Below are 22037 nucleotides of genomic sequence, written 5' to 3'. Positions count from 1 at the left end.
AGAAATACTGGCGCCTTCTATCCTTAACGTTCGGCCGCTTCAAAACTCAATAGCTCTGCGCCGCCGTCGACCAGTTCGCCACTTTGATAGAAAAACTCTATCACTTTCCCTGCTGATGGAGCTTTGAGGCTGTGTTCCATTTTCATGGCTTCCATAATCACCAGCACCTGGCCTTTTTCTACCTGGTCTCCGGGACTTACCATCAGATTAACTATGGTGCCGTTCATCGGGGCCGTTAGGCCTCCACCGTGGGCGTCAGCATCCAATAGGCCCAAATCCGGTAGCTGTTGTTTAAAGTGCAGGGCGCTATGTTGGGTATATAGCGAGCAACCCTGCTCAGCTTCAGCGGCATGACTGATAGTGATCTTCTGGCGGTGTCCGTCAATCACGGCAGTAAGCACATCGTCGTTAATGTGGCCCTGGCACTGCACATTAAAACCCTGGCCGGTGATTTGGTAACTGGCTTGTGCACCGCTATTTAAGCGTGACACCTGAACCGTATGCACCTGGTCGTGTATTTGAATGTCCAGCCCTTGCACATAGTTGGCATTAGCCCTCCATGCAGTCAGATTTTGCCAGGGGCTGAAAGGGTCCTGACTGTTCTGACTTAATGACTGCCGGCCTTGCTCCTGATTGAGCACAATATAGAGCGCGGCCAAGGGCAGCAAACTGGCAAGATCGCTTTCATTTTGCAAAAAGATCTCGCTTTGATGCTTGTCGATAAAGGCCGTGTCCAGTTGTGCTTGCTTAAATGCCTTGGTATTGGCCAGGTTGTATAGAAAATCAATATTGGTGGTAACACCCTTGACCCGGTACTCGGATAACGCTTTTACCAAACGGCGCAATGCTTTTGGTCTGTCTTCATCCCACACAATAAGCTTGGCAATCATAGGGTCGTAGTACACAGAGACTTTGTCGCCCTGGCGCACGCCGGTGTCTACCCGCACGTAGTCCGACTCTTCCGGCGGCTGCAGAAAATTCAGCGTCCCCGTAGCAGGTAGGAATTCATTGTCGGGATCTTCTGCATAGATGCGCGCTTCAAAGGCGTGGCCATTGATTTGCAGTTTGTCCTGGCTCAATGGCAGTTCTTCGCCGCTGGCAACTCTTAACTGCCATTCCACCAAATCCTGACCGCTGATCATCTCGGTAACCGGATGCTCAACTTGTAGCCGGGTATTCATCTCCATAAAGTAGAAGCGGCCGTCGGTATCCAATAAAAACTCTACCGTGCCCGCACCCACATAACCGATAGCGGCGGCAGCTTTCAGGGCGGCTTCGCCCATCTGGCTACGTAGCGTGTCGCTTATGCCAGGAGCAGGGGCCTCTTCAATGACTTTTTGGTGACGGCGCTGCACCGAGCAGTCGCGCTCGAATAAGTACACGCCGTTGCCATGCATATCGCAGAAAACCTGAATCTCCACATGGCGCGGTTGGGTCAGGTACTTTTCCACCAGCATAACTTCATCATTAAAGCTGGCCATGGCTTCGCGCTTGGCGGCTGCCAATGCTTGTTCAAACTCAGCGCTGCTGTGCACCTGGCGCATACCTTTGCCACCACCGCCAGCGGCGGCTTTTAGCAATACCGGGTAGCCCATGTCATCGGCATGCTGTTTAAGCAGGGCGGGCGACTGGTCTTCACCATGATAGCCAGGAACCAGCGGCACACCGGCAGCTTCCATAATCTTTTTCGCCGCCGATTTGGAGCCCATGGCGTCAATAGCCGCTACCGGCGGGCCAACAAACACAATTTGGTTGTCTTCACACAGACGGGCAAAGTTGGCATTTTCGGACAAAAAACCATAGCCGGGGTGAATCATATCGGCCCCAACCTTACGCGCTACCTCAATAATACGTTCGGCTTGAAGATAGCTGTCTTTTGATGGGGCCGGGCCGATATGCACGGCTTCATCGGCCATTTGCACATGCAGGGCGTCTGCATCCGCATCCGAATAAAGCGCCACCGTATGGATCCCCATGCGTTTGGCGGTTTTAATAATGCGGCAGCTGATTTCACCCCGGTTGGCAATGAGCAGTTTGATTAGCATAAATTACTCCTGATACCAGTTGGGGCGGCGTTTTTGTAAAAAGGCTTGCAAGCCTTCCTGACCATGTTCAGAAACCCGCACTGTGGCAATGCGAAGACTGGTCTTTTCCATTAACTCTTCATCGTCACCAGCTTCGGTCACATCGAAAATCAGCTGTTTAGCCGCGGCTACCGCATCCGGACTATTGTGTAGAATGTGGCTGATAAGGTCTTCCACCGTTTGATCTAACTCTTCTTCGGTAACTGTTTCGCTCAAAAGCCCCAGACGTCTGGCCCGGTGGGCCGAGAAAACCTCGGCGGTGGTAAAATAACGCCGGGCAACCCGTTTACCCATGGCTTCAATTACATAGGGGCTGATGGTGGCGGGGATCAGTCCCAGCTTAACTTCACTTAGGCAAAACTTGCTCAGGCGACTGCCAATGGCCATATCACAACAGGCAATCAAGCCCACTGCGCCACCAAATGCAGCACCTTGCACCTTGGCGATAGTGGGTTTTGGCATAAAGTTTAAGGTATGTAGCATCATGGCCAGCGCCTTGGCATCTGCCACGTTTTCTTCAAAACTGTAAGAGGCCATGCGCTGCATCCAGTTAGCGTCGGCCCCGGCACAAAAGCTCTTGCCATTGGCGGCCAGCACCACAACGCGCACACTGGGATCTTCACCGGCCTGTTTGAACAGGTCTGTTAACTGGCGAATTAACTGGTCGTCAAAGGCATTATGTATTTGTGGACGATTCAGGGTGATGGTCGCCACACCTCTTGCATCCAAATTGTAGAGTACATCAGACATACCAAGCCTCCTTACATACGGAACACCCCAAAACGGGTGTCCTCCAGTGGTTTATTAAGCGCCGCTGATAAACTCAGCCCCAACACCTGACGCGTATCGGCAGGGTCTATTACGCCATCGTCCCATAGTCTGGCTGAGGCGTAGTAGGGGTGGCCCTGATGTTCGTAGTCATCAATGATGGGCTGCTTAAAGGCTTGTTCTTGTTCCTGACTCCAGGTCTCACCTTCGCGGGCTTTTTGATCGCGTTTTACCTGGGCTAATACCCCGGCGGCTTGCTCGCCGCCCATCACGGAAATACGCGCGTTAGGCCACATAAACAAAAAGCGCGGGTCGTAAGCACGACCACACATGCCGTAGTTTCCGGCACCAAAACTGCCACCAATAAGCACGGTAAATTTAGGTACTTTGGCGCAGGCCACGGCTGTCACCATCTTGGCACCATGTTTGGCAATACCACCGGCTTCATACTGCTTACCCACCATAAAACCCGTGATGTTTTGTAAAAATACCAGGGGGATCTTGCGCTGTGCACAGAGTTCAATAAAGTGCGCACCTTTTTGTGCAGACTCACTAAAAAGAATCCCGTTATTCGCCACAATGCCTACCGGATAGCCGAAGATACGTGCAAATCCACAAACCAGCGTACTGCCGTATAGCGCCTTAAACTCATCAAACTCGGAGCCGTCTACAATTCGGGCGATAATTTCCCGTACGTCGTATTGCTGGCGACTGTCTTTAGGAATGATGCCGTATATGTCACTGGCATCGTAAAGCGGGTCTTGCGGCTGCGCGAGGTTCAAACTCACCGGCTTAGTGCGATTTAATCTGGCTACCGCATCACGAGCCAGTTTCAGAGCATGATGGTCATTGTTAGCCAGATAATCCGCTACCCCTGAGGTGCGGCAATGCACATCACCGCCACCCAATTCCTCGGCCGTTACTACTTCACCCGTGGCAGCGCGCACTAGTGGTGGGCCGCCAAGGAAGATGGTGCCTTGCTCTTTTACGATAATAGATTCATCCGCCATGGCTGGCACATAGGCACCACCGGCCGTACAAGAGCCCATCACCACCGCGATTTGCGGGATATTAGCGGCAGACATATTGGCCTGGTTATAGAAAATCCGGCCGAAGTGTTCACGGTCGGGGAACACATCATCCTGGCGGGGCAGGTTAGCGCCACCGCTGTCTACCAGATAAATACAGGGCAGATTATTCTGCTCGGCAATGGTTTGAGCGCGCAGGTGCTTTTTAACTGTCAATGGATAGTAGGTACCGCCTTTGACCGTGGCATCGTTGGCTACCACCATGCATTCCACGCCGCTGACCCGGCCAATACCGGCAATCAACCCGGCTGCCGGGACATAGTCCTCGTAAACCTGCCAGGCGGCTAACTGGGAGAGTTCTAAAAAAGGCGCGCCTGGGTCAAGCAAGGCGTTGATACGCTCTCTGGGCAGTAATTTTCCGCGATCTGTATGGCGTTTATTGGCTTGCTCACCTCCTCCCTGGCGGATCTGGGCGACTTTCTCGCGCAGATCATTAACCTGAGCCAACATATGCTCGACGTTAGCGGCAAATTCCTGGCTCTTTGTGTTTATCTTTGATTCAATCCGGGGCATCTAGCCTCTCCTGCTAAATAGTTGGCAGATAATCAGTAAGTGCCTGGCAGATGGTTTTCCGCCAGGCAATTCGAACAGACTGATGACTGCTTAAGCGGATTCCTTAAAAAGTTCGCGGCCAATCAGCATACGGCGAATTTCCGATGTGCCGGCACCAATTTCATACAGCTTGGCGTCGCGTAATAAACGGCCCGCTGGGAACTCGTTGATATAGCCGTTACCGCCTAAAAGCTGAATGGCATCCAGCGCCATTTTGGTGGCTAATTCTGCTGCATAGAGAATAGCACCGGCGGCATCCTTACGCGTGGTTTCGCCTCTGTCACAGGCCTTGGCGACGGTATACACGTAGGCGCGCGCGGCGTTCATCTGGGTATACATATCCGCCACTTTGCCTTGCACCAATTGGAATTCACCAATACTTTGGCCAAACTGTTTGCGGTCGTGAATGTAAGGCACCACCAGATCCATACAGGCTTGCATAATGCCAAGGGGGCCGCCGGACAGCACCAAACGTTCGTAATCCAGACCGCTCATCAGCACTTTGACGCCGCCGCCTTCCACACCCAGAATGTTTTGCTCTGGTACTTCGCAATCTTCAAACACCAGCTCGCAGGTATTGGATGAGCGCATGCCCAATTTATCGAGCTTTTGCGCCTGGCTGAAACCGGGTGTGCCACGTTCCACAATAAAGGCCGTAATGCCCTTGGGACCTGCACTGACATCGGTTTTAGCGTAAATCACATAGGTATTGGCATCCGGACCATTAGTGATCCACATTTTGTTGCCGTTTAAGATATAGCGGTCGCCTTTTTTCTCGGCGCGCAGCTTCATGCTAACCACATCAGAGCCAGCATTAGGTTCGCTCATCGCAAGGGCGCCAATATGCTCACCGCTAACCAGTTTGGGCAGATATTGTTCGCGCTGTGCATCATTGCCGTTTTTATAGATCTGATTTACGCAAAGATTAGAATGAGCACCGTAGCTCAGGGCAATACCGGCACTGGCCCGGCTGATCTCTTCCATGGCCACCACATGGGCCAGATAGCCCATATCCGCACCGCCATATTGCTCGGAAACGGTAACACCCAGTAAGCCCATATCACCGAACTTGGGCCACAGTTCATTGGGAAACGCGTTATCTTCGTCGGCCTTGGTGGCCAGCGGGGCAATTTCACCTTGGGCAAAGGCATATACATGCTCTCTGAGCATGTCGATTTCTTCACCGAGATCGAAGTTCAATGTAGGGTAGGGGGCATTCATGTGAGTTTTCCTCTTAATTGTTGTTCCAGCTCGGCGCGGCAACGCTCTTCTAGATCATCCAGTTCAGTCATCAGCATGCGGATATCTTCTAATTGTTGGTTTAGCACCGCACGCTTGTCGGTAATCATTTCCAGTACTAGCTGGTTCTGAGATTTTGAATTCTGATCGCTGTCGTAAAGGTTAAACAGAGTTTTGGTTTCTGCCAGGGAAAAGCCCAGTCGCTTACCGCGCAGAATTAACTTCAGGCGCACCCGGTCCTTATTGTGGTAGATACGTACTTGGCCATTACGCTCAGGCTCCAGCAGGCCTTGCTCTTCATAAAAACGGATAGAGCGAGGGGTAATGTCAAATTCTTTTGCCAGTTCGCCAATACTGTATGTGGTCGTCGTGGTCATGCTACTTTACGTTTACGTAAGCTGTAAGTTAACCTAAAGGTAAAGTAACACTAACAAGGCGTCAACAACCCCGTGTCGAAGATGCCGATTTGCTAAGGCCGCATCTGAGGTGAACTGTTCAATATGCTGTACGTTAGGTCTATGGTCGCCATGCCATTGTCTACAGTAAACTGAACCGCAGATGGTCAGCGCTGACCTTGTACCCAATATAAGAGGAACCGATATGAGTCAGGATTCAATCGTAATAGTCGCGGCCCAGCGCACGCCAATGGGCGGCTTTGTGGGCAGCTTGTCGTCACTGACTGCCACTGAACTGGGCGCAAAGGCTATCGCCGCAGCGGTGGGCGAAGTGAACGGTGTGCAGGTAGACGAAGTGATTATGGGCTGCGTACTGCCTGCAGGCCTTGGCCAGTCGCCAGCCCGTCAGGCGGCGATAAAAGCGGGATTGCCTCTGTCAGCCGGCGTAACTACCATCAATAAGGTTTGTGGCTCGGGAATGAAAGCAGTGATGCTGGCGCATGACCTGATCAAAGCCGGTTCCATCAACACCGCTGTTGCTGGTGGTATGGAAAGCATGAGCAACGCACCTTACCTGTTGCCTAAAGCGCGCAGTGGTTACCGCATGGGGCATGGTCAGGTACTGGATCATATGATGCTGGACGGTCTGGAAAATGCCTATGACGGTAAGGCGATGGGGTGCTTTGCCCAGGACACGGCAGATAAAGAAGATCTGACCCGTGAAAAAATGGACGCCTTCGCGTTATCTTCGCTTTCAAAAGCCAAACTGGCTATTGAGTCGGGTGCCTTTGCCAATGAAATCTGTGCCGTAACTGTCAGCACCCGTAAGGGGGATGTTGAAGTTAGTCAGGATGAAGGGCCGGGTAATGCCATGCCGGAAAAAATCCCCAATTTGAAGCCTGCCTTCAAAAAGGACGGCACTATCACTGCGGCCAATTCCAGCTCTATTTCTGATGGTGCGGCGGCTCTGGTGGTCATGCGTGAATCTGACGCACTAGCTCAGGGTTATAAGCCTTTGGCGCGTATTTTAGGTCACAGCACCCATTCCATTGAGCCGGAGAATTTTACTGTTGCCCCGGTTGGCGCAATGCAAAAACTGCTGGATAGGCTTGGCTGGCAGGCTGGTGATGTGGACCTGTTCGAAATCAATGAAGCCTTTGCCATGGTCACCATGCTGGCTATCCGTCAATTGGATCTGGATGAAGCCAAGGTTAACGTGAATGGTGGTGCTTGCGCCCTGGGCCATCCCATAGGTGCTTCTGGTGCCCGTATTCTGGTTACCTTGATCCATGCTCTGAAAAACCGCGGCCTGAAACGTGGTATGGCCTCTTTGTGTATTGGCGGCGGAGAAGCCACGGCCATGGCTGTGGAGCTTTGCTAAGCAAGCGTGCTGCATTCGCGAAGGCTAGAGAATAAGAGGGGACCATATGGTCCCCTGTTATTTGGTTCATTCTAGCTTTTTCGTCTCAATCTCTGTATCGACGCGATACCTGCTAAAAACACCAGCCAGGTGGCAGGCTCAGGTATACCCGCTGCTGCCCGGGCATTTGCCACAATATAACCGTCATCGCCAGATACATAGTTTGCCAGGGTGTCACCAAACACCCAATTCACACCATAAGCCATGTTGGTTAACAGTTCGCGCGGTGCACCAGAGCCCAAGCCGGCCCAACCTGCCAAAAGCTCAGAGACGGTTGGCGCTTGTATGGTAAAACTGGCTAGATCGGCAAAGGTCAAGCCGATACCGTTGTTGGGGAGCCACGACATATCTGCATTTTCATACAGCTTAGCGGCTTTATCACTCAAATCGGCGAAGTTCAGTGAGTAACCATCGTTGTAAAGCGCCTGAAATGCCGGATTGGAAGGTTCATTGGCCACCACCGCAAAGTTTCCCAACCCGTCGGTGATCCAGAAGTTAAGGTATGGGCCGGTTGCCGGGCCACTCCCTGGCGTAAAGCGTGCTACATCGTCCAACCTGTCTATGCTGAGGTGGGTAATCTGACCCAGTGTGGCACCATTTATATCATTCGAGCCCAGTGCAGCCTTGTCACCTGGGTTATCAATGATGAATTCAACCTGCGTGCCGCTGTCATTGATGATAGGGGTACCTCTTATCTCAAAAGGAATGAAGTCGGCCATGGCCAGCGATGAGTGAAGAATCAGATAAGCGACAAGTCCGATACCCAGTTTGCTTGGATGTTTAATTGGAATCATTAATTTCTCCTTGAAGGGTTATGACCAACCTTATTTTTCACTGCTAGTTGGTACGCTCGTTCAAGCAAATCTTGAGCCATGAATAATTGTCTTTTAAATCAAATGGATATATTTTCTTCTTTGGGGTGGGTTATTTTTGTGTATAAAAAACAGACAGTTGCGTCGTGGAGTTTTAGCTTGTCTCGAAGAAGGTGTTGAGATGCCAAATGCGTTGGGTGTAGCGGTTCTTCCAGGCTTTTTAGTTGTCTGCTCGTCGTGTTTTTATGCAAATTTATTAAATACTTATCCGCAAGCTATCTGTAAAAGCCGCAGACAAGGCTATACTGGGCAGCATCATTTATTGTCCTTGGATCTTCGATGAAGTTTCGTTTTCCTATTGTCATCATTGATGAAGATTTTCGTTCTGAAAATATTTCCGGCTCTGCTATCCGCGATCTGGCTACCGCCATAGATAAAGAAGGTATGGAAGTGGTGGGCTTTACCAGCTACGGAGATTTAACCTCCTTTGCCCAGCAATCCAGCCGGGCGTCCTGCTTTATTGTGTCTATTGATGATGAAGAATTCGAAGACGGTACGGATGAAACTGTGGCTAAGGCCTTGATGGCGATAAAACGCTTTATCCGCGAAGTTCGCCGCCATAATGCGCACATTCCCATCTTTTTGTATGGTGAAACCAAAACCGCACGACATTTTTCCAATGATATTCTGCGCGAGTTACACGGTTTTATTCATATGTTCGAAGATACGCCGGAGTTTGTGGCCAGACATATCATTCGAGAGGCGAAAAAATACCTGAACGCCCTGGCGCCGCCTTTCTTTAATGCTCTGATGGAGTACGCCAGCGACAGCTCCTATTCCTGGCACTGCCCCGGGCATTCAGGAGGGGTGGCGTTTTTGAAAAGCCCGGTTGGGCAGATGTTCCATCAGTTTTTTGGTGAGAATATGCTGCGCGCCGATGTTTGTAACTCGGTAGACGAACTGGGCCAACTGCTTGATCACACTGGCCCGGTAGCGGACAGTGAGCAGAACGCTGCCAGAATCTTTGGCTGCGACCATTTGTTCTTTGTGACTAACGGTACCTCAACCTCCAACAAGATTGTCTGGCACAGTACCGTCGCGCCCGGGGATATTGTGGTGGTGGACAGAAACTGCCATAAGTCGATTCTGCATTCGATCATCATGACGGGCGCCATTCCGGTGTTTTTAATGCCCACCCGCAACCATTACGGCATTATCGGGCCTATTCCTAAGTCAGAATTTTTGCCCGAAACTATCGCCAAGAAGATTGCCGCTAATCCATTTGCCCGCAATGCGGCAAACAAGAAGCCCAGAATTCTGACTATCACCCAAAGCACCTACGACGGCATTGTTTACAATGTGGAAGAGATTAAAGGCGTGCTGGGAGACAGCATTGATACGTTGCATTTTGATGAGGCCTGGTTACCGCATGCGGCCTTTCATGAGCTTTATCATAATATGCATGCGATCGCTCAGGATCGCCCTCGTTCCAGTGATCCACTGGTTTTTGCCACGCAGTCCACCCATAAGTTGCTGGCTGGCCTTTCTCAGGCCTCACAAATTCTGGTGCAGGACAGCGATACCCGTAAGCTGGATAAACACCGCTTTAATGAATCCTATCTGATGCATTCTTCCACCAGTCCGCAATATGCCATTATTGCCTCTTGCGATGTGGCAGCCGCGATGATGGAGCCGCCGGGCGGCCGTACTCTGGTGCAGGAGTCACTCACCGAAGCCATAGATTTTCGCCATGCTATGCGTCAGGTGGATGAGGAGTTTGGTGAAGACTGGTGGTTTAAGGTGTGGGGGCCGGATGAGCTGCCTGGCGACGGTGAACCTAAGCAGGAAGATTGGGTGATTAAAGAGTCAGACGAATGGCACGGCTTTGGCAATATTGCCACCGGCTTTAATATGCTTGACCCCATCAAGGCGACTATCATCACTCCCGGACTGGATATGGACGGGCGCTTTGATGAATTTGGTATTCCGGCAGCCATCGTTACCCGCTACCTGGCCGAACATAACATCATCATAGAAAAAACCGGCCTGTATTCCTTCTTTATTATGTTTACCATCGGCATTACCAAAGGTCGTTGGAACTCTATGGTCACTGAATTACAGCAGTTTAAAGATGATCATGACCAAAACCTGCCACTTTGGCGCGTAATGCCGGAGTTTGCTGCTAAGCATCCTCGCTACGAGCGGGTGGGTCTGAAGGATCTTTGCCAGCAAATTCATCAGGTTTACAAAGAGTTTGATGTGGCCCGAATTACCAAAGATATGTATTTATCAGACTTTATTCCGGCCATGACACCGGCCGATGCCTGGTCACATATGGCCCATCGTAATGTGGAGCGGGTGTCTATTGACGAACTGGAAGGGCGGATTACCGCTATGCTGGTCACCCCTTATCCACCGGGGATCCCATTGCTTATACCTGGCGAGCGGTACAACAAAACCATAGTGAACTATTTGAAATTTGTGCGTGAATTTAATCGCCGCTTCCCCGGCTTTGAAACCGACGTGCATGGTTTAGTGCGCGAACAGGTCAACGGGGTGGAAGAGTACTTTGTGGATGTGGTGAAAAACAGCTAGCTGTCCTACACCAGGGATACGTTTCAGGATGCAGTTAAATAGCCAAGTGAATGTGCAAGCTGCCCAGTCTGAGATACGCCAGCAAGGACGCACCAGACTGGCCAATTTTTTAAACAGCGACGATTTGTCTGCCCTGTGCAGGGAGGTCGACGCTATAAACCAGTGGAATCTGGTCAGCAGGTTACAAGGCCGACATCTGGACCTGGATGCTCAGGCCATGCAAGGGATTTCCTCAGCGCAGCGGCAAGAATTTTATCGGCGGCTGGCTGAGGAGCCAGGTTTTACCTACCTGTTTGAGAATTACCCGATTTACGATAAATGGCACTCAGGGGCTCTCAAAGCTACTACGCCGCAGCTGGCCAAGGTGTTTACTTTGCTAAACAGTGCGCCGGTGCTGCAATTAATGCGCGAGCTGTTAGATGCACCAGATATCGGCTTTGCTGATGCACAGCTTACTCGCTACCGTGCAGGGCATTTTCTGGATAAACACGATGATGCGGTGGAAGGGAAATCACGAGTGGCGGCGTATGTGTTAAGCCTGAGTCATGGCTGGCAGCCGCAGTGGGGCGGTGCACTGGAGTTTTATCATCCGGACGGTAGTGTATCTGAGCGCTTTTTACCCCAATTAAACACCCTGTCGTTGTTTGCTGTGCCGGTGCCGCATGCGGTTACAAGGGTGAAAGCCGATATCCAGGCACATCGGCTGTCAATTACCGGCTGGTTTCGCTGCGGCGAGGACCCCGGTCCCTAATCAAAGGTGATGGACGGTAAGCCGGCCCCAATCACTATATTCCAGGGCCGCACTTGCCAGGACGTTACCAGTCCAGACCGGACGTACGGGTCCTGACGGGCAAAGTCCTCAACGGTCTCGGCCGATTCAGCCTTGAATAACAGTACAGCTTGGTCGGTGGGCGCGCTTAGTGCGCCGCCAGCCAGCAATTCACCTCGTGCACTAGCTGCCTTAGCCAACTGAATATGGGCGTCACGATACATAGGTCGACGGGCTAAATAGTCCTCGGCAACGGTATAGATCAGCAGATAGTGCATGTTGCGCTCCTTTCGTGGATCAAACTAACCAGAGGTGCCTTTACACCGCAAGCTGTTGTTTCTGCGCCCGCTGAATATAAGCAAGACGCCAGCCCAGTAAGATGGCGGCTGATGTCAGGCCGACGATAAAGCCAATCCAGAACCCAGTCGCGGCCATCGCCGGTACTATCCAGTCGGTTAGCCCGAGAATACAGCCGGTGCTTAGACCAATCACCCAATAAGATACAAAGCTGATATAGAACATAGCCTTAGCATCTTTATAGCCTCTTAACGCGCAGCCTGAAATGACCTGGATCGCGTCAGAAAATTGGAACAGGGCGGCCAAAAACATCAAATCTGCTGCCATTTTTACCACCTGCTGGTCGGCGGTATAAAGGCCGGAGATTTGGTAACGCAGCATGAAAGACACAGAAGCGGTAAAGGTAGCAGAACATATGCCTACCAGCCACGCACCTTGCACCGCGCGTTTGGCGTTATCCGGTTGGTCTTCACCGAGCAAATGGCCGACCCGGATGGCCAGCGCCAGGCCAATGCTTAATGGCGCCATAAACATTAGTGAGGAGAAATTGAGTGCAACCTGGTGTGCGGCGACGATGGTCGCACCATATGGTGCCAGCAGTAGTGCTACCACAGCAAACAAGGACACCTCAAAGAGAATGGTCATGGCAATAGGCACGCCCAGCTTTAAGATCTCGGCAATTTCATTAAAGCGCGGTGCATACCATTGCTGGAACATATGAAAACGGCGCATAGACGGCGCAAAGTGATGGTACAGCCAGGTGCTTAACATCATGGCGGCAAACACCAGCGAGGTAGCAATGCCACAGCCCGCGCCACCAAAGGCTGGCACGCCAAACTCGCCATAGATAAAAATGTAGTTAGCCGGGATATTCACCAACAGGCCGATACCCATAATCACCATACTGGGACGGGTAACAGACAGCCCTTCGCAATATTGGCGAAACACCTGATATACAGCAAAGCAGGGGGCACCAAACAGCAGGTATTGAATGTATTCCAGGGTAATGCGCTGAAGCTCTGGCTCCATGCCCAATTTGCCATGCAGACTGGGCACAAAAAATGCGGCCAGCGCCAGGGGCGCGGAGAGCATTAACGCCAGCCACAAGGTTTGCTGACCTTTCTCCGGGATCTCGTCAAACTTCTTCGCCCCGTTCAGGCGCGATACAATAGGTGGCAGCGCCAAGATAATTCCCTGCAGGAAAAACAGCAGCGGCATAACCACGCTGGCGGCAATAGCCACAGCCGCCATATCGGTGGCAGACACACGGCCAGCCATAATGGTATCGGAAACGCCCATTAAGGTTTGGGTAACCTGGGCAATCAATAATGGCCAAGCAAGTTTGGTAAGTTGGCGGATCTCGTGACTAAGGTTCATCGTCTGCGACTGCATATCATCGGGGCGTTGTTATACCACAGCCAGAAAGGCCTGAGGATGAATTTTCGTTTAAGCGACAAAACAACACCTTAGATAGCGGTAGCACTGTAAATCCGGGGTCTGTTCCGCATTTCTTTCACCCGCAAGTTTGCCTGCACAAACCTGGGGCAAATCTGCACCTTAATGAACAGCATGTTTGGCATGCGTCCCCTTTTAAATTAGTTAACCAATTGAATTTAAATAAAAATAAATATTGGCACTAAGTCTGCTTACTCTAAAGCGCAACAGGTGGAACGGTACAACTCTATCGCTGGATGCGAAGAGCGGACTTGCCAGGAGGGTATGTGGCCTATGTCCACACAAAACAATAATAACAAAAACGGCTAAGCCGAAGTTAAAATAAGATACCGCCACCCTTCCTAAGGCATTTGCCTACGGGGAACAATAAGCAGGCAGTGTGCCTGATGCTCTTGCAATAAGGCCCGGGTTTGTGTGAGGACCCGGGCCTTCTTTTCTGGTCCTAATGCTATTTACCGCAGATCTTCCACCATGGCCCGCGCGGCGTTATTCACTTTATGGCTAATGTAAAAATCTTTGCGCTATGCTGAGTGAAAGAAGACCTCTAGAATGCAGGTCTAGGATAATACCGAGCCTCTGAGTCTACACCTTTTGGCATGATTCTTTGGCCGCAGGTCATGTGCCTGCCAGGGTTGTGCGAGAAATCAAGCAGCCTCCCATGTTTGGAAAGGTAATATGCAGGACGACAATAAGCTTATTGACAGATACGGGCGCAGGTTTCTTTACTTGCGGCTGTCTATTACTGATGTCTGCAACTTCAGGTGCAACTATTGCCTGCCTGATGGCTATCAGTGTGACAGCGATCGTGATTTCCTGGCTACAAATGAAATACACACCTTAGTACAGGCGTTTGCGGGCCTGGGCACGCGTAAGATTCGCGTTACTGGCGGCGAGCCCTCGCTGCGTAAAGATCTCGCCGACATCATCGCTTTGTGTGCCAATACAGCCGGTATTGATGAAGTGGCACTGACCACCAACGGTTTTCAACTGCAATCTAAAGTGCAAAGCTGGCAGCAAGCCGGGTTAACGTCACTGAATGTTAGTATTGACAGCCTGGACCCTCGACAATTCGCCGCCATTACCGGACACGATAAACTGCGCGAAATTTTAGCCGGGCTGGAACAGGCTGCGGCCTTAGGTTTGAAGGTCAAAGTGAACGCGGTTTTACTTAAACCTTATAGCGAAGGTCAGTTGCACGGTTTTTTACACTGGCTGAAAACAACACCGCTCACTCTGCGATTTATCGAACTGATGCAAACCGGCGACAATCAACGCTTTTTTAATGACAACCATGTGTCTGGTCAGCCGATTAAACAGCAACTGCTTGAGCAAGGCTGGCAACCTGTGGTCAGGGCCAGTACAGCTGGGCCGGCTGAAGAATTTTGGCACCCTGACTATGCCGGGCGAATTGGTCTGATTATGCCTTACAGTAAAGATTTTTGCGCCAGTTGTAACCGTTTACGGGTATCAGCGTTAGGTAAGTTGCATTTATGCCTATTTGCCGAGCAAGGATTGGATATACGGCCCTTGATGCAAGCCGCAGATGTGGCCGCTCTTCAGCAGCGTTTACGCGACTTACTGGGGCAAAAAGATGCCAGCCACTGGTTGGATAAAGGCTATACCGGGGCAACTCGCCATCTGGCCATGTTAGGCGGCTGAAAACATCGCTTCAAGCCCTGTGTATTCTGCATTTAGGCTATGCGCCGAATCAATTTCAAAAAGGAGTGGTGAATGAGCCAGCTTAGTCATATTAACAGTCGTGGTGAAGCCAGCATGGTGGATGTTACCGACAAAGCGGTTAGTCAACGCACCGCCTGGGCCGAAGGCTATATTCGCATGTCAGCGCATACCTTGCAGATGATAAGTAGCGGTGAACATGCCAAAGGCGATGTGTTTGCCGTGGCGCGTATCGCCGGTATTCAGGCCGCCAAGCAAACCGCCAGTTTAATCCCCTTATGCCATCCCTTGATGCTTTCCAAAGTGCAAGTGGATTTTGAAGCAGAGCCCCAGCAAAACCGGGTCAGAGTCATTGCCATGTGTAAGCTTGCCGGCCAAACCGGGGTGGAAATGGAAGCCCTGACGGCGGTGAGTGTGGCGGCATTGACCTTGTTTGATATGTGTAAAGCGGTGGATCCGGCCATGGTGATTGAAGGGATACGGGTTTTAGAAAAGCAAGGCGGTAAGACCGGCCATTGGCAAGCTGGGGAGCTGGCATGATTAAGGTATTGTTTTTCGCTCAACTTCGTGAAGTGCTGAACTGCGCCAGTCTGGAGTTGGAAGCCAATGTCAGCAATATTGCTGAACTTAGAGCGCAACTGGCGAAAAAAGGCCAGCGCTGGCAAGAATTTTTAGCCTCGGATAAAGCCCTGGTGGCGGTTAATCAAACCTTAGTAAATGAGGATTGCACCCTTAACAGCGGCGATGAAGTGGCCTTTTTCCCGCCCGTTACTGGTGGCTGAGCGTGGGTTAATCAGTAAGTTGAAATGAGCAAAAGACAAATGACTAAAGCGCCAGAGCAAGAGCATATTTCGGTGCAACAGCAGGACTTCGATCTGGCTGCTGAATATCAGGCACTCACCGCGAATAACCAAAGTGATGGGGCCGTGGTGCATTTTGTCGGCTTAGTGCGGGATAACAATCTGGGCCGACAGGTGCAAGCCCTGGAACTTGAGCATTATCCGGCTATGACCAGCAAAGCCCTTAGTAAACTGGTGGATGAGGCGCGACAGCGCTGGGACTTAGGCCGAATCCGGCTGATTCACCGGGTGGGCAAGCTAAGCTTAGGTGAGCAAATTGTGTTTGTGGGTGTGACCAGTAAACATCGCGGTAGCGCCTTTGCCGCCTGCGAATTCTTAATGGATCAGTTGAAAACCCGCGCCCCGTTTTGGAAAAAGGAACATACCAGCGAGGGGGCGCATTGGGTGGCTGCTCGGGCGTCTGATCAGGTTAAGGCAGGGGATTGGTAAACCCTGTTTTTCCGGCAGTTAGACTGAAAGCTTATTTACCACGAAGATGTATGGACTCCCTCCCCCAAGAGGGATACACGTAATAAGCACACACGCTTTTACCCTAACAGGAGTCCATACATGAGACAGCTTAACGTTCTGGCCATTGATTTGGCAAAGACTAAGTTCCAGGTTTGCAAACGTACCCCTGGTGGTCAGATTGTTTACAACAAGATGGTCAGCCGGGCCAAGCTTACCGAGCTGCTGGCGACCGAGAAGCCTTCATTAGTGGCGATGGAATCTTGCGGTGGCACCCATCACTGGGCGCGTTATGCCAAGGCGCAAGGGCATCAGGTCAAAGCCATGTCAGCCAGAAAGGTAAAGGCGTTTTTGCAGGGGCATAAAACCGATGCCAATGATGCTGAAGCCATTGCGATTGCGGCAACTCAGCCCCAGGTCAAAGCCTGCCGGCTACTGAGTAAAGACGAACAATGTCAGCAGAGCATCCTGCGTATCCGGGAGTTATTGGTTCATCAGAAAGTGGCCAGTACCAAGCAACTGCGCGACCTGCTGTTAGAGTTAAATTACCCCATCCCTGTCGGGGATAGTGCCCTGAACCAGGCCGTTCCCGAGATTCTGGAAGAGGCGGAAAATGGTCTGAGCAGCGACTTTAGGGCGGTGCTGAGCGAACAATGGCAACATATCAAAGTCCTCTGGCGGCGGCTTGAGGAGGTTGAGCGGCGTTTAACCCACCAGGCCAGTACCGATGTAATCTGTCAGCGGCTGCAACAATTGGAAGGCGTGGGGCCGGTCAATGCCATGAGCCTGAAAACCGTATTAAACGCTTCAGAACACTTTAAAAATAGCCGTCAGGCTGCAGCTTGTATTGGGGTTACCCCAGTCCAGCACAGTAGTGGCGGTAAAGAGAGAATGGGCGCTATCAGTCGGCTACCCGGGCACAAAAAGCTACGTAGTACCCTGTACGAAGGAGCGATGGCGGTTATCCGGCAACTCGCTAAACGTGAAGCCCGCACCGTCAAAGAACAATGGTTACAACAACTGATTGCCCGGCGCGGTAAGAAAGTGGCCGCCATTGCCCTGGCCAATAAGACGGTGCGAACCGCCTACGCCATGCTGAAGAACAATACCGACTATCAGCCGGTCATGCTGGCTGCATAGTTTATTACCGAGTTTGTCATCAAGCGCGTCAGTTAAACCGGTCAGACCAACCTTCAAGAGACTGTTTCTGTTCCAGGTACTCAAATACCGTCACGAAGAAAAGTCATGAAGGGGCGAATGCATCTAAGGGCCTGAGTTAGCGACTCATTGAGAGCCCGCATATAAGCAAGCATCTCACCTTGTTTAACCCGGCACTTGTTGACGACATTGAGGGAGTCCATATAAGGGCGCGAAGAACACGAAGGGAGATAAGGAAACCTTCTTTGTGTTCTTCGTGAGCCTCGTGGTGGAACATAACCTCTCTTTTTTAATACGCATTTTCTACTCATTTTGCTTCCAGCAAATTGCCCACCTTTTAGCAGCGCCCTGAACTGACCGGGAATTTTTTAGCGGGGGGCAAAGCGGCTCGGGCCGCTTAAGGGCATCATCGATCTATTACAGAAACTGTATATCAATACAGTTTCAGATGTTGAGCCATATAACAGCAATGGTACGGAACAAGTCCGCTTTTCCCCGGCACCGATTTGGTGCAACCTCCAAACTCATGCTAGGCAAGGACTACAGAGCATGCTAAAAAATGACTATGCAAAAGTACGGAACTTATCCGTGTTTAAATACGGAACAGTTCCGTCTATTAAACTGTTAGCTTTATCAATACACTGAGTATTATGAATCCCTTTTAGAAGTAGATTATGGAATTAAAATTAGACGGAAAAGGATTGGGAATAACGATCCCTATTTTATTAACAATTATTGGTGGGGCGTTCTATCTCGGTTTATCTATAAATTCCGCACGTGTTGACCACCTAAAAGATATAGTAAAAGAATACGAGCGTTCTACTCAACTAGATGCTCCAAACTTAGTGTCATCGATTAATCAATCAGCTAAAGCTTTGAAGTTGTCATCATCCGAAAGAAAAGCTTTTGATGTAGCTAGAGAACGGGTAGATGAATACGCATCAAGAGTTGGAACATGTGAAGCAAAACTAGAAAATTCAAATAGCAAAGTAATAGAGCTCACTGAGGGTTTGGCTAATAGTAAATCTATATGTGAAAGCAATATTCAAATCTTAAAGAATGAATTAAATTCATTTCTTGCAGAATCTTCTATTTTAACAGCAAAAGGCGCTACAGCTGTAGAGTTGATACCCAACCAAGTCATGCTAGGTGTTCAATCGTTATATGACGGCAGAGCTGTCGTAAGTATAAATGGTGAAACTGTATTTATAGATTTAGGTGGGAAATATAGGATTAGTTCTAGTAATAACAACTGTAATATGTGGCTTACAAGAATTGATAGAGTGGAAAAAGAAGCCGACTTTAAACTAGCCTGCATAAGATAAAGCTAACAAATCAATTCAGCAGGACAAAAAACAGTTGGTTTTGCTCCTGCGTCGCTAATTTTAACCAACTGTTTTTTGCCTCTGATTGAGGCGTTATAAGTCAATCGAAACAATGTGGGAAATCACAAGATGGCAGAAGAAAAGAAAAAGGGATATCCAAAAATTGCACAAGCTAACTGGTTTGGACTAAGAGACAAATTGAAGCAAAGAGTCCCAGGAGAAATTAGTGCATCTTATGTCGCTAGTGCAATGGGAATGGCAGAGGGATCAGCCAGAGCTAATGTGGTTTCCCCGCTGAAGGCACTTGGAATAGTTAGTGAGGATTCTAAGCCAACCGAACTCGCTTACGATTGGCGTGATGATTCCAAATATCCTGAAGTATGTGAAAAGATAATTGAATCAATTTACCCGCAAGAATTGCAGGATCTTTTTCACACTCCAGATGCCCAGATGCCCAGCTGCCAGATGTGACTTCTTGGTTTATGAGAGATGCAAAAGTTGGGGAGCCGGCAGCAAAAATGTTAGCGGCCACCTACATTATGCTTCTTCAGAAAACGCCTCAAGATGCTAAAGATTTAACTAAGAACAAGGCAGCTAATCCAAAGGCCGCCAGTCCCAAAAAGGCAGCGAAAACAAAGAAAAAAGAGCCAGAGAGCAAATCTAAACCTTCTGATACGCCAAATACGAATCCAGCAGATGGTGGAAAAACACATGGCTTTTCACCTCGTTTGCATATCGACGTTCAAGTTCATATCTCCCCAGAAAGTTCGCCTGAGCAAATTGATAAGATATTTGAATCTATGGCTAAGCACCTCAAGGACTTCAAGAGCTAATGGTGGAAGAGAATATCTCGAATGTACTAGCTAAGGTAAAAGTGCTTAACGATGAATTAAGAGCCAATAATCCACCTCCTGAAGATACCGGGCATAGTACTGAGCAGCCGATAATTTATATGTCCCTAGTCCAAGGTACACGTGGATATATAGAAAAGTTGTCGCATCAGATAAATGGCACCTATGAAAACGGTTGGTATGATGGCTGCGCGGTAATGATTCGGAGATTAATAGAAACTCTTATCATTGAATGTTTTGAATCGAAAGGTATCGCGCATAAGATACAAAATACAACCGGAGATTTTGTTTATTTAAGTGACCTAATTTCAGCTACTTTGTCTGAGAGCTCATGGAATATTGGGCGGAATGCAAAAAAATCGCTCAAAACACTTAAAGATATTGGCGATAAATCAGCCCACAGTAGAAGGTTTATCGCTCAGCGAAGGGATATAGACAAAGTCATGGCAGATATAAGAAATGTAGTTCAAGAACTCATATATTTGGCATCGCTAAAGTGACTTATGACAAACGCATGTTGTCGGACTGGTTTTCCGCTGCGCTCCAAACCAGCCGCAAATGCGGGCGTTATATGTAGGACTTACCCAAAAGAAGTGGACATCTCTTATAGTTAGATAAGAGGCGATGTATGACACGCAAAAAACGACAAGCCTATTCAGAAGCGTTTCGGCGTGAAGCAGTTCACAGAGCGGAGCAGCCAGGTAACTCCAATACCAGTATGGCGACCGAACTGGGCGGATATCCATTTTGCTACCTAGTTAGATTGCTTCGTTATAATGCTTACCAACTTCAATTTATGCCCGTTTTTTGAGCAAAAATGAAATTATTGTGCAGCGCATTGTTCATTTTAAGCCTTATTCACTCAGTGCACGCCACCGAAGACGAAACGCTTTCCCGTGCAGACCTACGTCAGATTCGCACTGGTTCTTCTCCTCTTCAACTTAATGCCGTTGGGCGTATTATTGCTACCTTTAAAAACGGCAAAAGTCGCGGATGTACTGCGAGCTTATCCGATACAGTACCCGGGCGTGCATCAAGGTTATTAACTACTAATCGACATTGTGTTTTTAACGAAACATCTGGTGAACAGGCAGTAAAGCTGGTGTGGAAAAATCTCCTTGTGGATGGCACAAGGTTGGAATATCCCGCCTCGTTAGTGCATGAAAACAGTGACTACGATACAGCCTTGCTGTCTATTCCCCAAAAGATTCCCTTTAGTAGGATCAAGCCACTATTACTTGAAACCGAACTAATAGCCCACCCAAATGAGATGATTCTGTTTTCGCAAAAAATCTACGCCGCTGGCTACTCTTCTGATGCGGAGTTAGGCTACAACGGAAAGACCTTAACCTATTCAGATATTTCAACCCGCCAAAGGTTTAAAGAAGGTGCCCTTAACAGTTTTCTCGTTGAAACCTTTACCTTTGAGGGAGCCAGTGGCGGGCCATTATTCTCTATTAGCGATCTCTCTGAAGAAGACATCGAGAATCCCTTCGGGCAAGCGTATTTATTAGGCACCTTGCTCGGAGCTGCTAAAGGTGCCACCGATAAATTTGTCAGTAAAAATGGTGCCACAGGCAGTAACTATTCGCTATATAGCAACTATTCAAACTTTTTCATAAACAACGGCTTCACTTTGTTCGAAAGATTTAACGCTCCTTAGATTATTTAAGCCTCACCTACCCAAGCTAGCCTGGAAAGGTCAAAGAGAAGAAGCTGTATTAGGCCATTTCAGGAATATCTCGAAGAATCCTAACGGATCAAGGGGTCATAGTTGTTGAAACAGTCTTAGAGAATTGGGCGGTGACAAGACCGTTATTCCAGTCAATCACCGCGATTGGAACAAAGCAGACATTAACCGATAAAAACATCAATCAGGTGCCACCCCCTAAGCGGCCCAAGCCGCTTTAATCCCGCTTAAAATTTCCGGTCGGTTCAGGGCGCTGCTAAAAGGTGGGCAATTTGCTGGGAGCAAATTGAGTGGAAGACGCGTCTGGAACGTCGTTTTCACGACCGCCTTTTAGTAGTGGCCTGGACTGACGTAGTTGGGAATCCAGCGGCGTGTTTCTTTTGGTTACTTTGATTTGCACGAGCAAAGAAAAGTGACTGGCGCGCAAGGGATAATGGTATGGACCCACTCCACCTCCTAATCGGCTTCATAGTGAGCCAAAATGGAGATTCGACAAACCATTTAACGGAAGTGGAGTGGATCAACATGAAGACTACAACCATTGGCCTAGATATA

General features: G+C 49.6%; 21 protein-coding genes and 1 riboswitch. Of the genes, 13 read left to right on the top strand and 8 right to left on the bottom strand.

Going from position 1 to position 22037, the window contains the following annotated elements:
* Window positions 1-23: 23 nt before the first annotated feature.
* The 5 genes from J0A65_RS15650 to J0A65_RS15630 form a co-directional block, all read right to left on the bottom strand.
* Window positions 24-2045 carry an acetyl-CoA carboxylase biotin carboxylase subunit gene (locus J0A65_RS15650; protein ID WP_206595263.1) on the bottom strand — a complete coding sequence of 674 codons (2022 nt, stop codon included), beginning with the start codon at window positions 2043-2045 and terminating at the stop codon, window positions 24-26.
* 3 nt (window positions 2046-2048) lie between these two features.
* Entirely contained in the window at window positions 2049-2834 is a 786-nt protein-coding gene (locus tag J0A65_RS15645) for an enoyl-CoA hydratase/isomerase family protein (RefSeq protein ID WP_206595262.1), read from the bottom strand.
* Between the two features lie 11 nt (window positions 2835-2845).
* Window positions 2846-4453, bottom strand: coding sequence for a carboxyl transferase domain-containing protein (locus J0A65_RS15640; RefSeq protein ID WP_206595261.1), 1608 nt, complete (start codon window positions 4451-4453; stop codon window positions 2846-2848).
* A 90-nt stretch (window positions 4454-4543) separates the two neighbouring features.
* Entirely contained in the window at window positions 4544-5713 is a 1170-nt protein-coding gene (locus J0A65_RS15635; protein WP_206595260.1) for an isovaleryl-CoA dehydrogenase, read from the bottom strand.
* Complete coding sequence (locus tag J0A65_RS15630) at window positions 5710-6108, bottom strand: MerR family transcriptional regulator (RefSeq protein ID WP_206595259.1); 399 nt, start codon at window positions 6106-6108, stop codon at window positions 5710-5712. The genes J0A65_RS15635 and J0A65_RS15630 overlap by 4 nt, the downstream gene beginning before the upstream one ends.
* A gap of 223 nt (window positions 6109-6331) precedes the next feature.
* Here J0A65_RS15630 and J0A65_RS15625 point away from each other — a divergent pair, with 223 nt between their 5' ends.
* Window positions 6332-7507, top strand: a complete 1176-nt coding sequence (locus J0A65_RS15625; protein ID WP_206595258.1) for an acetyl-CoA C-acyltransferase — start codon at window positions 6332-6334, stop codon at window positions 7505-7507.
* Between the two features lie 71 nt (window positions 7508-7578).
* Here the strand turns inward: J0A65_RS15625 and J0A65_RS15620 are convergent, their stop codons facing one another.
* Window positions 7579-8340, bottom strand: coding sequence for a PEP-CTERM sorting domain-containing protein (locus J0A65_RS15620; RefSeq protein WP_206595257.1), 762 nt, complete (start codon window positions 8338-8340; stop codon window positions 7579-7581).
* A 357-nt stretch (window positions 8341-8697) separates the two neighbouring features.
* Between J0A65_RS15620 and J0A65_RS15615 the strand changes: the two genes are divergently transcribed.
* Both J0A65_RS15615 and J0A65_RS15610 read left to right on the top strand, forming a co-directional pair.
* A complete protein-coding gene (locus J0A65_RS15615; protein ID WP_206595256.1) occupies window positions 8698-10953 on the top strand; it encodes an Orn/Lys/Arg family decarboxylase in 2256 nt (751 codons plus the stop codon).
* 28 nt (window positions 10954-10981) lie between these two features.
* Window positions 10982-11704: a 2OG-Fe(II) oxygenase gene (locus J0A65_RS15610; protein WP_206595255.1), complete on the top strand. Its 723-nt coding sequence runs from the start codon at window positions 10982-10984 to the stop codon at window positions 11702-11704.
* Here J0A65_RS15610 and J0A65_RS15605 read toward each other — a convergent pair.
* A complete protein-coding gene (locus J0A65_RS15605) occupies window positions 11701-12000 on the bottom strand; it encodes a YciI-like protein (RefSeq protein ID WP_206595254.1) in 300 nt (99 codons plus the stop codon). The two genes, J0A65_RS15610 and J0A65_RS15605, sit on opposite strands and share 4 nt — an antisense overlap.
* Window positions 12001-12040: 40 nt before the next feature.
* Window positions 12041-13396 (bottom strand): MATE family efflux transporter, encoded by a 1356-nt coding sequence (locus J0A65_RS15600; RefSeq protein WP_206595253.1) that lies wholly within the window; start codon window positions 13394-13396, stop codon window positions 12041-12043.
* 632 nt (window positions 13397-14028) lie between these two features.
* A riboswitch (molybdenum cofactor riboswitch) is annotated at window positions 14029-14163 on the top strand.
* Between J0A65_RS15600 and moaA the strand changes: the two genes are divergently transcribed.
* From moaA to J0A65_RS15550, 10 genes are all read left to right on the top strand, one after another.
* The gene (gene moaA / locus J0A65_RS15595) at window positions 14150-15133 is read left to right on the top strand and encodes a GTP 3',8-cyclase MoaA (RefSeq protein WP_206595252.1); all 984 of its coding nucleotides are present in this window, start codon (window positions 14150-14152) and stop codon (window positions 15131-15133) included. Its footprint overlaps the riboswitch before it by 14 nt.
* Window positions 15134-15205: 72 nt before the next feature.
* Window positions 15206-15691 carry a cyclic pyranopterin monophosphate synthase MoaC gene (moaC, locus tag J0A65_RS15590; RefSeq protein ID WP_206595251.1) on the top strand — a complete coding sequence of 162 codons (486 nt, stop codon included), beginning with the start codon at window positions 15206-15208 and terminating at the stop codon, window positions 15689-15691.
* Entirely contained in the window at window positions 15688-15933 is a 246-nt protein-coding gene (moaD, locus tag J0A65_RS15585; RefSeq protein WP_206595250.1) for a molybdopterin synthase sulfur carrier subunit, read from the top strand. The genes moaC and moaD overlap by 4 nt, the downstream gene beginning before the upstream one ends.
* Before the next feature lie 24 nt (window positions 15934-15957).
* A complete protein-coding gene (gene moaE, locus J0A65_RS15580) occupies window positions 15958-16440 on the top strand; it encodes a molybdopterin synthase catalytic subunit MoaE (protein ID WP_232849995.1) in 483 nt (160 codons plus the stop codon).
* Between the two features lie 120 nt (window positions 16441-16560).
* Window positions 16561-17598 (top strand): IS110 family RNA-guided transposase, encoded by a 1038-nt coding sequence (locus J0A65_RS15575; protein ID WP_206595249.1) that lies wholly within the window; start codon window positions 16561-16563, stop codon window positions 17596-17598.
* Between the two features lie 692 nt (window positions 17599-18290).
* The gene (locus J0A65_RS15570; RefSeq protein ID WP_206595248.1) at window positions 18291-18941 is read left to right on the top strand and encodes a hypothetical protein; all 651 of its coding nucleotides are present in this window, start codon (window positions 18291-18293) and stop codon (window positions 18939-18941) included.
* 129 nt (window positions 18942-19070) lie between these two features.
* Entirely contained in the window at window positions 19071-19412 is a 342-nt protein-coding gene (locus J0A65_RS15565) for a DUF5343 domain-containing protein (RefSeq protein WP_206595247.1), read from the top strand.
* Window positions 19409-19774, top strand: a complete 366-nt coding sequence (locus J0A65_RS15560) for a hypothetical protein (RefSeq protein WP_206595246.1) — start codon at window positions 19409-19411, stop codon at window positions 19772-19774. The genes J0A65_RS15565 and J0A65_RS15560 overlap by 4 nt, the downstream gene beginning before the upstream one ends.
* A 2-nt stretch (window positions 19775-19776) precedes the next feature.
* Window positions 19777-20292, top strand: a complete 516-nt coding sequence (locus tag J0A65_RS15555; protein ID WP_206595245.1) for a DUF4145 domain-containing protein — start codon at window positions 19777-19779, stop codon at window positions 20290-20292.
* 317 nt (window positions 20293-20609) lie between these two features.
* Window positions 20610-21455, top strand: a complete 846-nt coding sequence (locus J0A65_RS15550) for a S1 family peptidase (protein WP_206595244.1) — start codon at window positions 20610-20612, stop codon at window positions 21453-21455.
* Window positions 21456-22037 lie beyond the last annotated feature (582 nt).

Source organism: Bowmanella yangjiangensis, from assembly GCF_017255015.1.
GTDB classification, from domain to species: domain Bacteria; phylum Pseudomonadota; class Gammaproteobacteria; order Enterobacterales; family Alteromonadaceae; genus Bowmanella; species Bowmanella yangjiangensis.
The sequence above is the reverse complement of the archived record's forward strand: the minus strand, read 5'-3'. Positions and strand labels throughout refer to the sequence as shown.

What these genes read in the sequence shown, in the direction of transcription:
- J0A65_RS15570 (WP_206595248.1), top strand. Translation starts at nt 18,291, where the DNA reads ATGGAATTAAAATTAGACGGAAAAGGATTGGGAATAACGATCCCTATT.
- J0A65_RS15620 (WP_206595257.1), bottom strand. Translation starts at nt 8,340, where the DNA reads ATGATTCCAATTAAACATCCAAGCAAACTGGGTATCGGACTTGTCGCT.
- J0A65_RS15565 (WP_206595247.1), top strand. Translation starts at nt 19,071, where the DNA reads ATGGCAGAAGAAAAGAAAAAGGGATATCCAAAAATTGCACAAGCTAAC.
- J0A65_RS15610 (WP_206595255.1), top strand. Translation starts at nt 10,982, where the DNA reads ATGCAGTTAAATAGCCAAGTGAATGTGCAAGCTGCCCAGTCTGAGATA.
- J0A65_RS15635 (WP_206595260.1), bottom strand. Translation starts at nt 5,713, where the DNA reads ATGAATGCCCCCTACCCTACATTGAACTTCGATCTCGGTGAAGAAATC.
- J0A65_RS15625 (WP_206595258.1), top strand. Translation starts at nt 6,332, where the DNA reads ATGAGTCAGGATTCAATCGTAATAGTCGCGGCCCAGCGCACGCCAATG.
- J0A65_RS15600 (WP_206595253.1), bottom strand. Translation starts at nt 13,396, where the DNA reads ATGAACCTTAGTCACGAGATCCGCCAACTTACCAAACTTGCTTGGCCA.
- J0A65_RS15650 (WP_206595263.1), bottom strand. Translation starts at nt 2,045, where the DNA reads ATGCTAATCAAACTGCTCATTGCCAACCGGGGTGAAATCAGCTGCCGC.
- J0A65_RS15575 (WP_206595249.1), top strand. Translation starts at nt 16,561, where the DNA reads ATGAGACAGCTTAACGTTCTGGCCATTGATTTGGCAAAGACTAAGTTC.
- J0A65_RS15630 (WP_206595259.1), bottom strand. Translation starts at nt 6,108, where the DNA reads ATGACCACGACGACCACATACAGTATTGGCGAACTGGCAAAAGAATTT.
- moaC (WP_206595251.1), top strand. Translation starts at nt 15,206, where the DNA reads ATGAGCCAGCTTAGTCATATTAACAGTCGTGGTGAAGCCAGCATGGTG.
- J0A65_RS15550 (WP_206595244.1), top strand. Translation starts at nt 20,610, where the DNA reads ATGAAATTATTGTGCAGCGCATTGTTCATTTTAAGCCTTATTCACTCA.
- J0A65_RS15640 (WP_206595261.1), bottom strand. Translation starts at nt 4,453, where the DNA reads ATGCCCCGGATTGAATCAAAGATAAACACAAAGAGCCAGGAATTTGCC.
- moaE (WP_232849995.1), top strand. Translation starts at nt 15,958, where the DNA reads ATGAGCAAAAGACAAATGACTAAAGCGCCAGAGCAAGAGCATATTTCG.
- moaD (WP_206595250.1), top strand. Translation starts at nt 15,688, where the DNA reads ATGATTAAGGTATTGTTTTTCGCTCAACTTCGTGAAGTGCTGAACTGC.
- J0A65_RS15605 (WP_206595254.1), bottom strand. Translation starts at nt 12,000, where the DNA reads ATGCACTATCTGCTGATCTATACCGTTGCCGAGGACTATTTAGCCCGT.
- J0A65_RS15645 (WP_206595262.1), bottom strand. Translation starts at nt 2,834, where the DNA reads ATGTCTGATGTACTCTACAATTTGGATGCAAGAGGTGTGGCGACCATC.
- moaA (WP_206595252.1), top strand. Translation starts at nt 14,150, where the DNA reads ATGCAGGACGACAATAAGCTTATTGACAGATACGGGCGCAGGTTTCTT.
- J0A65_RS15615 (WP_206595256.1), top strand. Translation starts at nt 8,698, where the DNA reads ATGAAGTTTCGTTTTCCTATTGTCATCATTGATGAAGATTTTCGTTCT.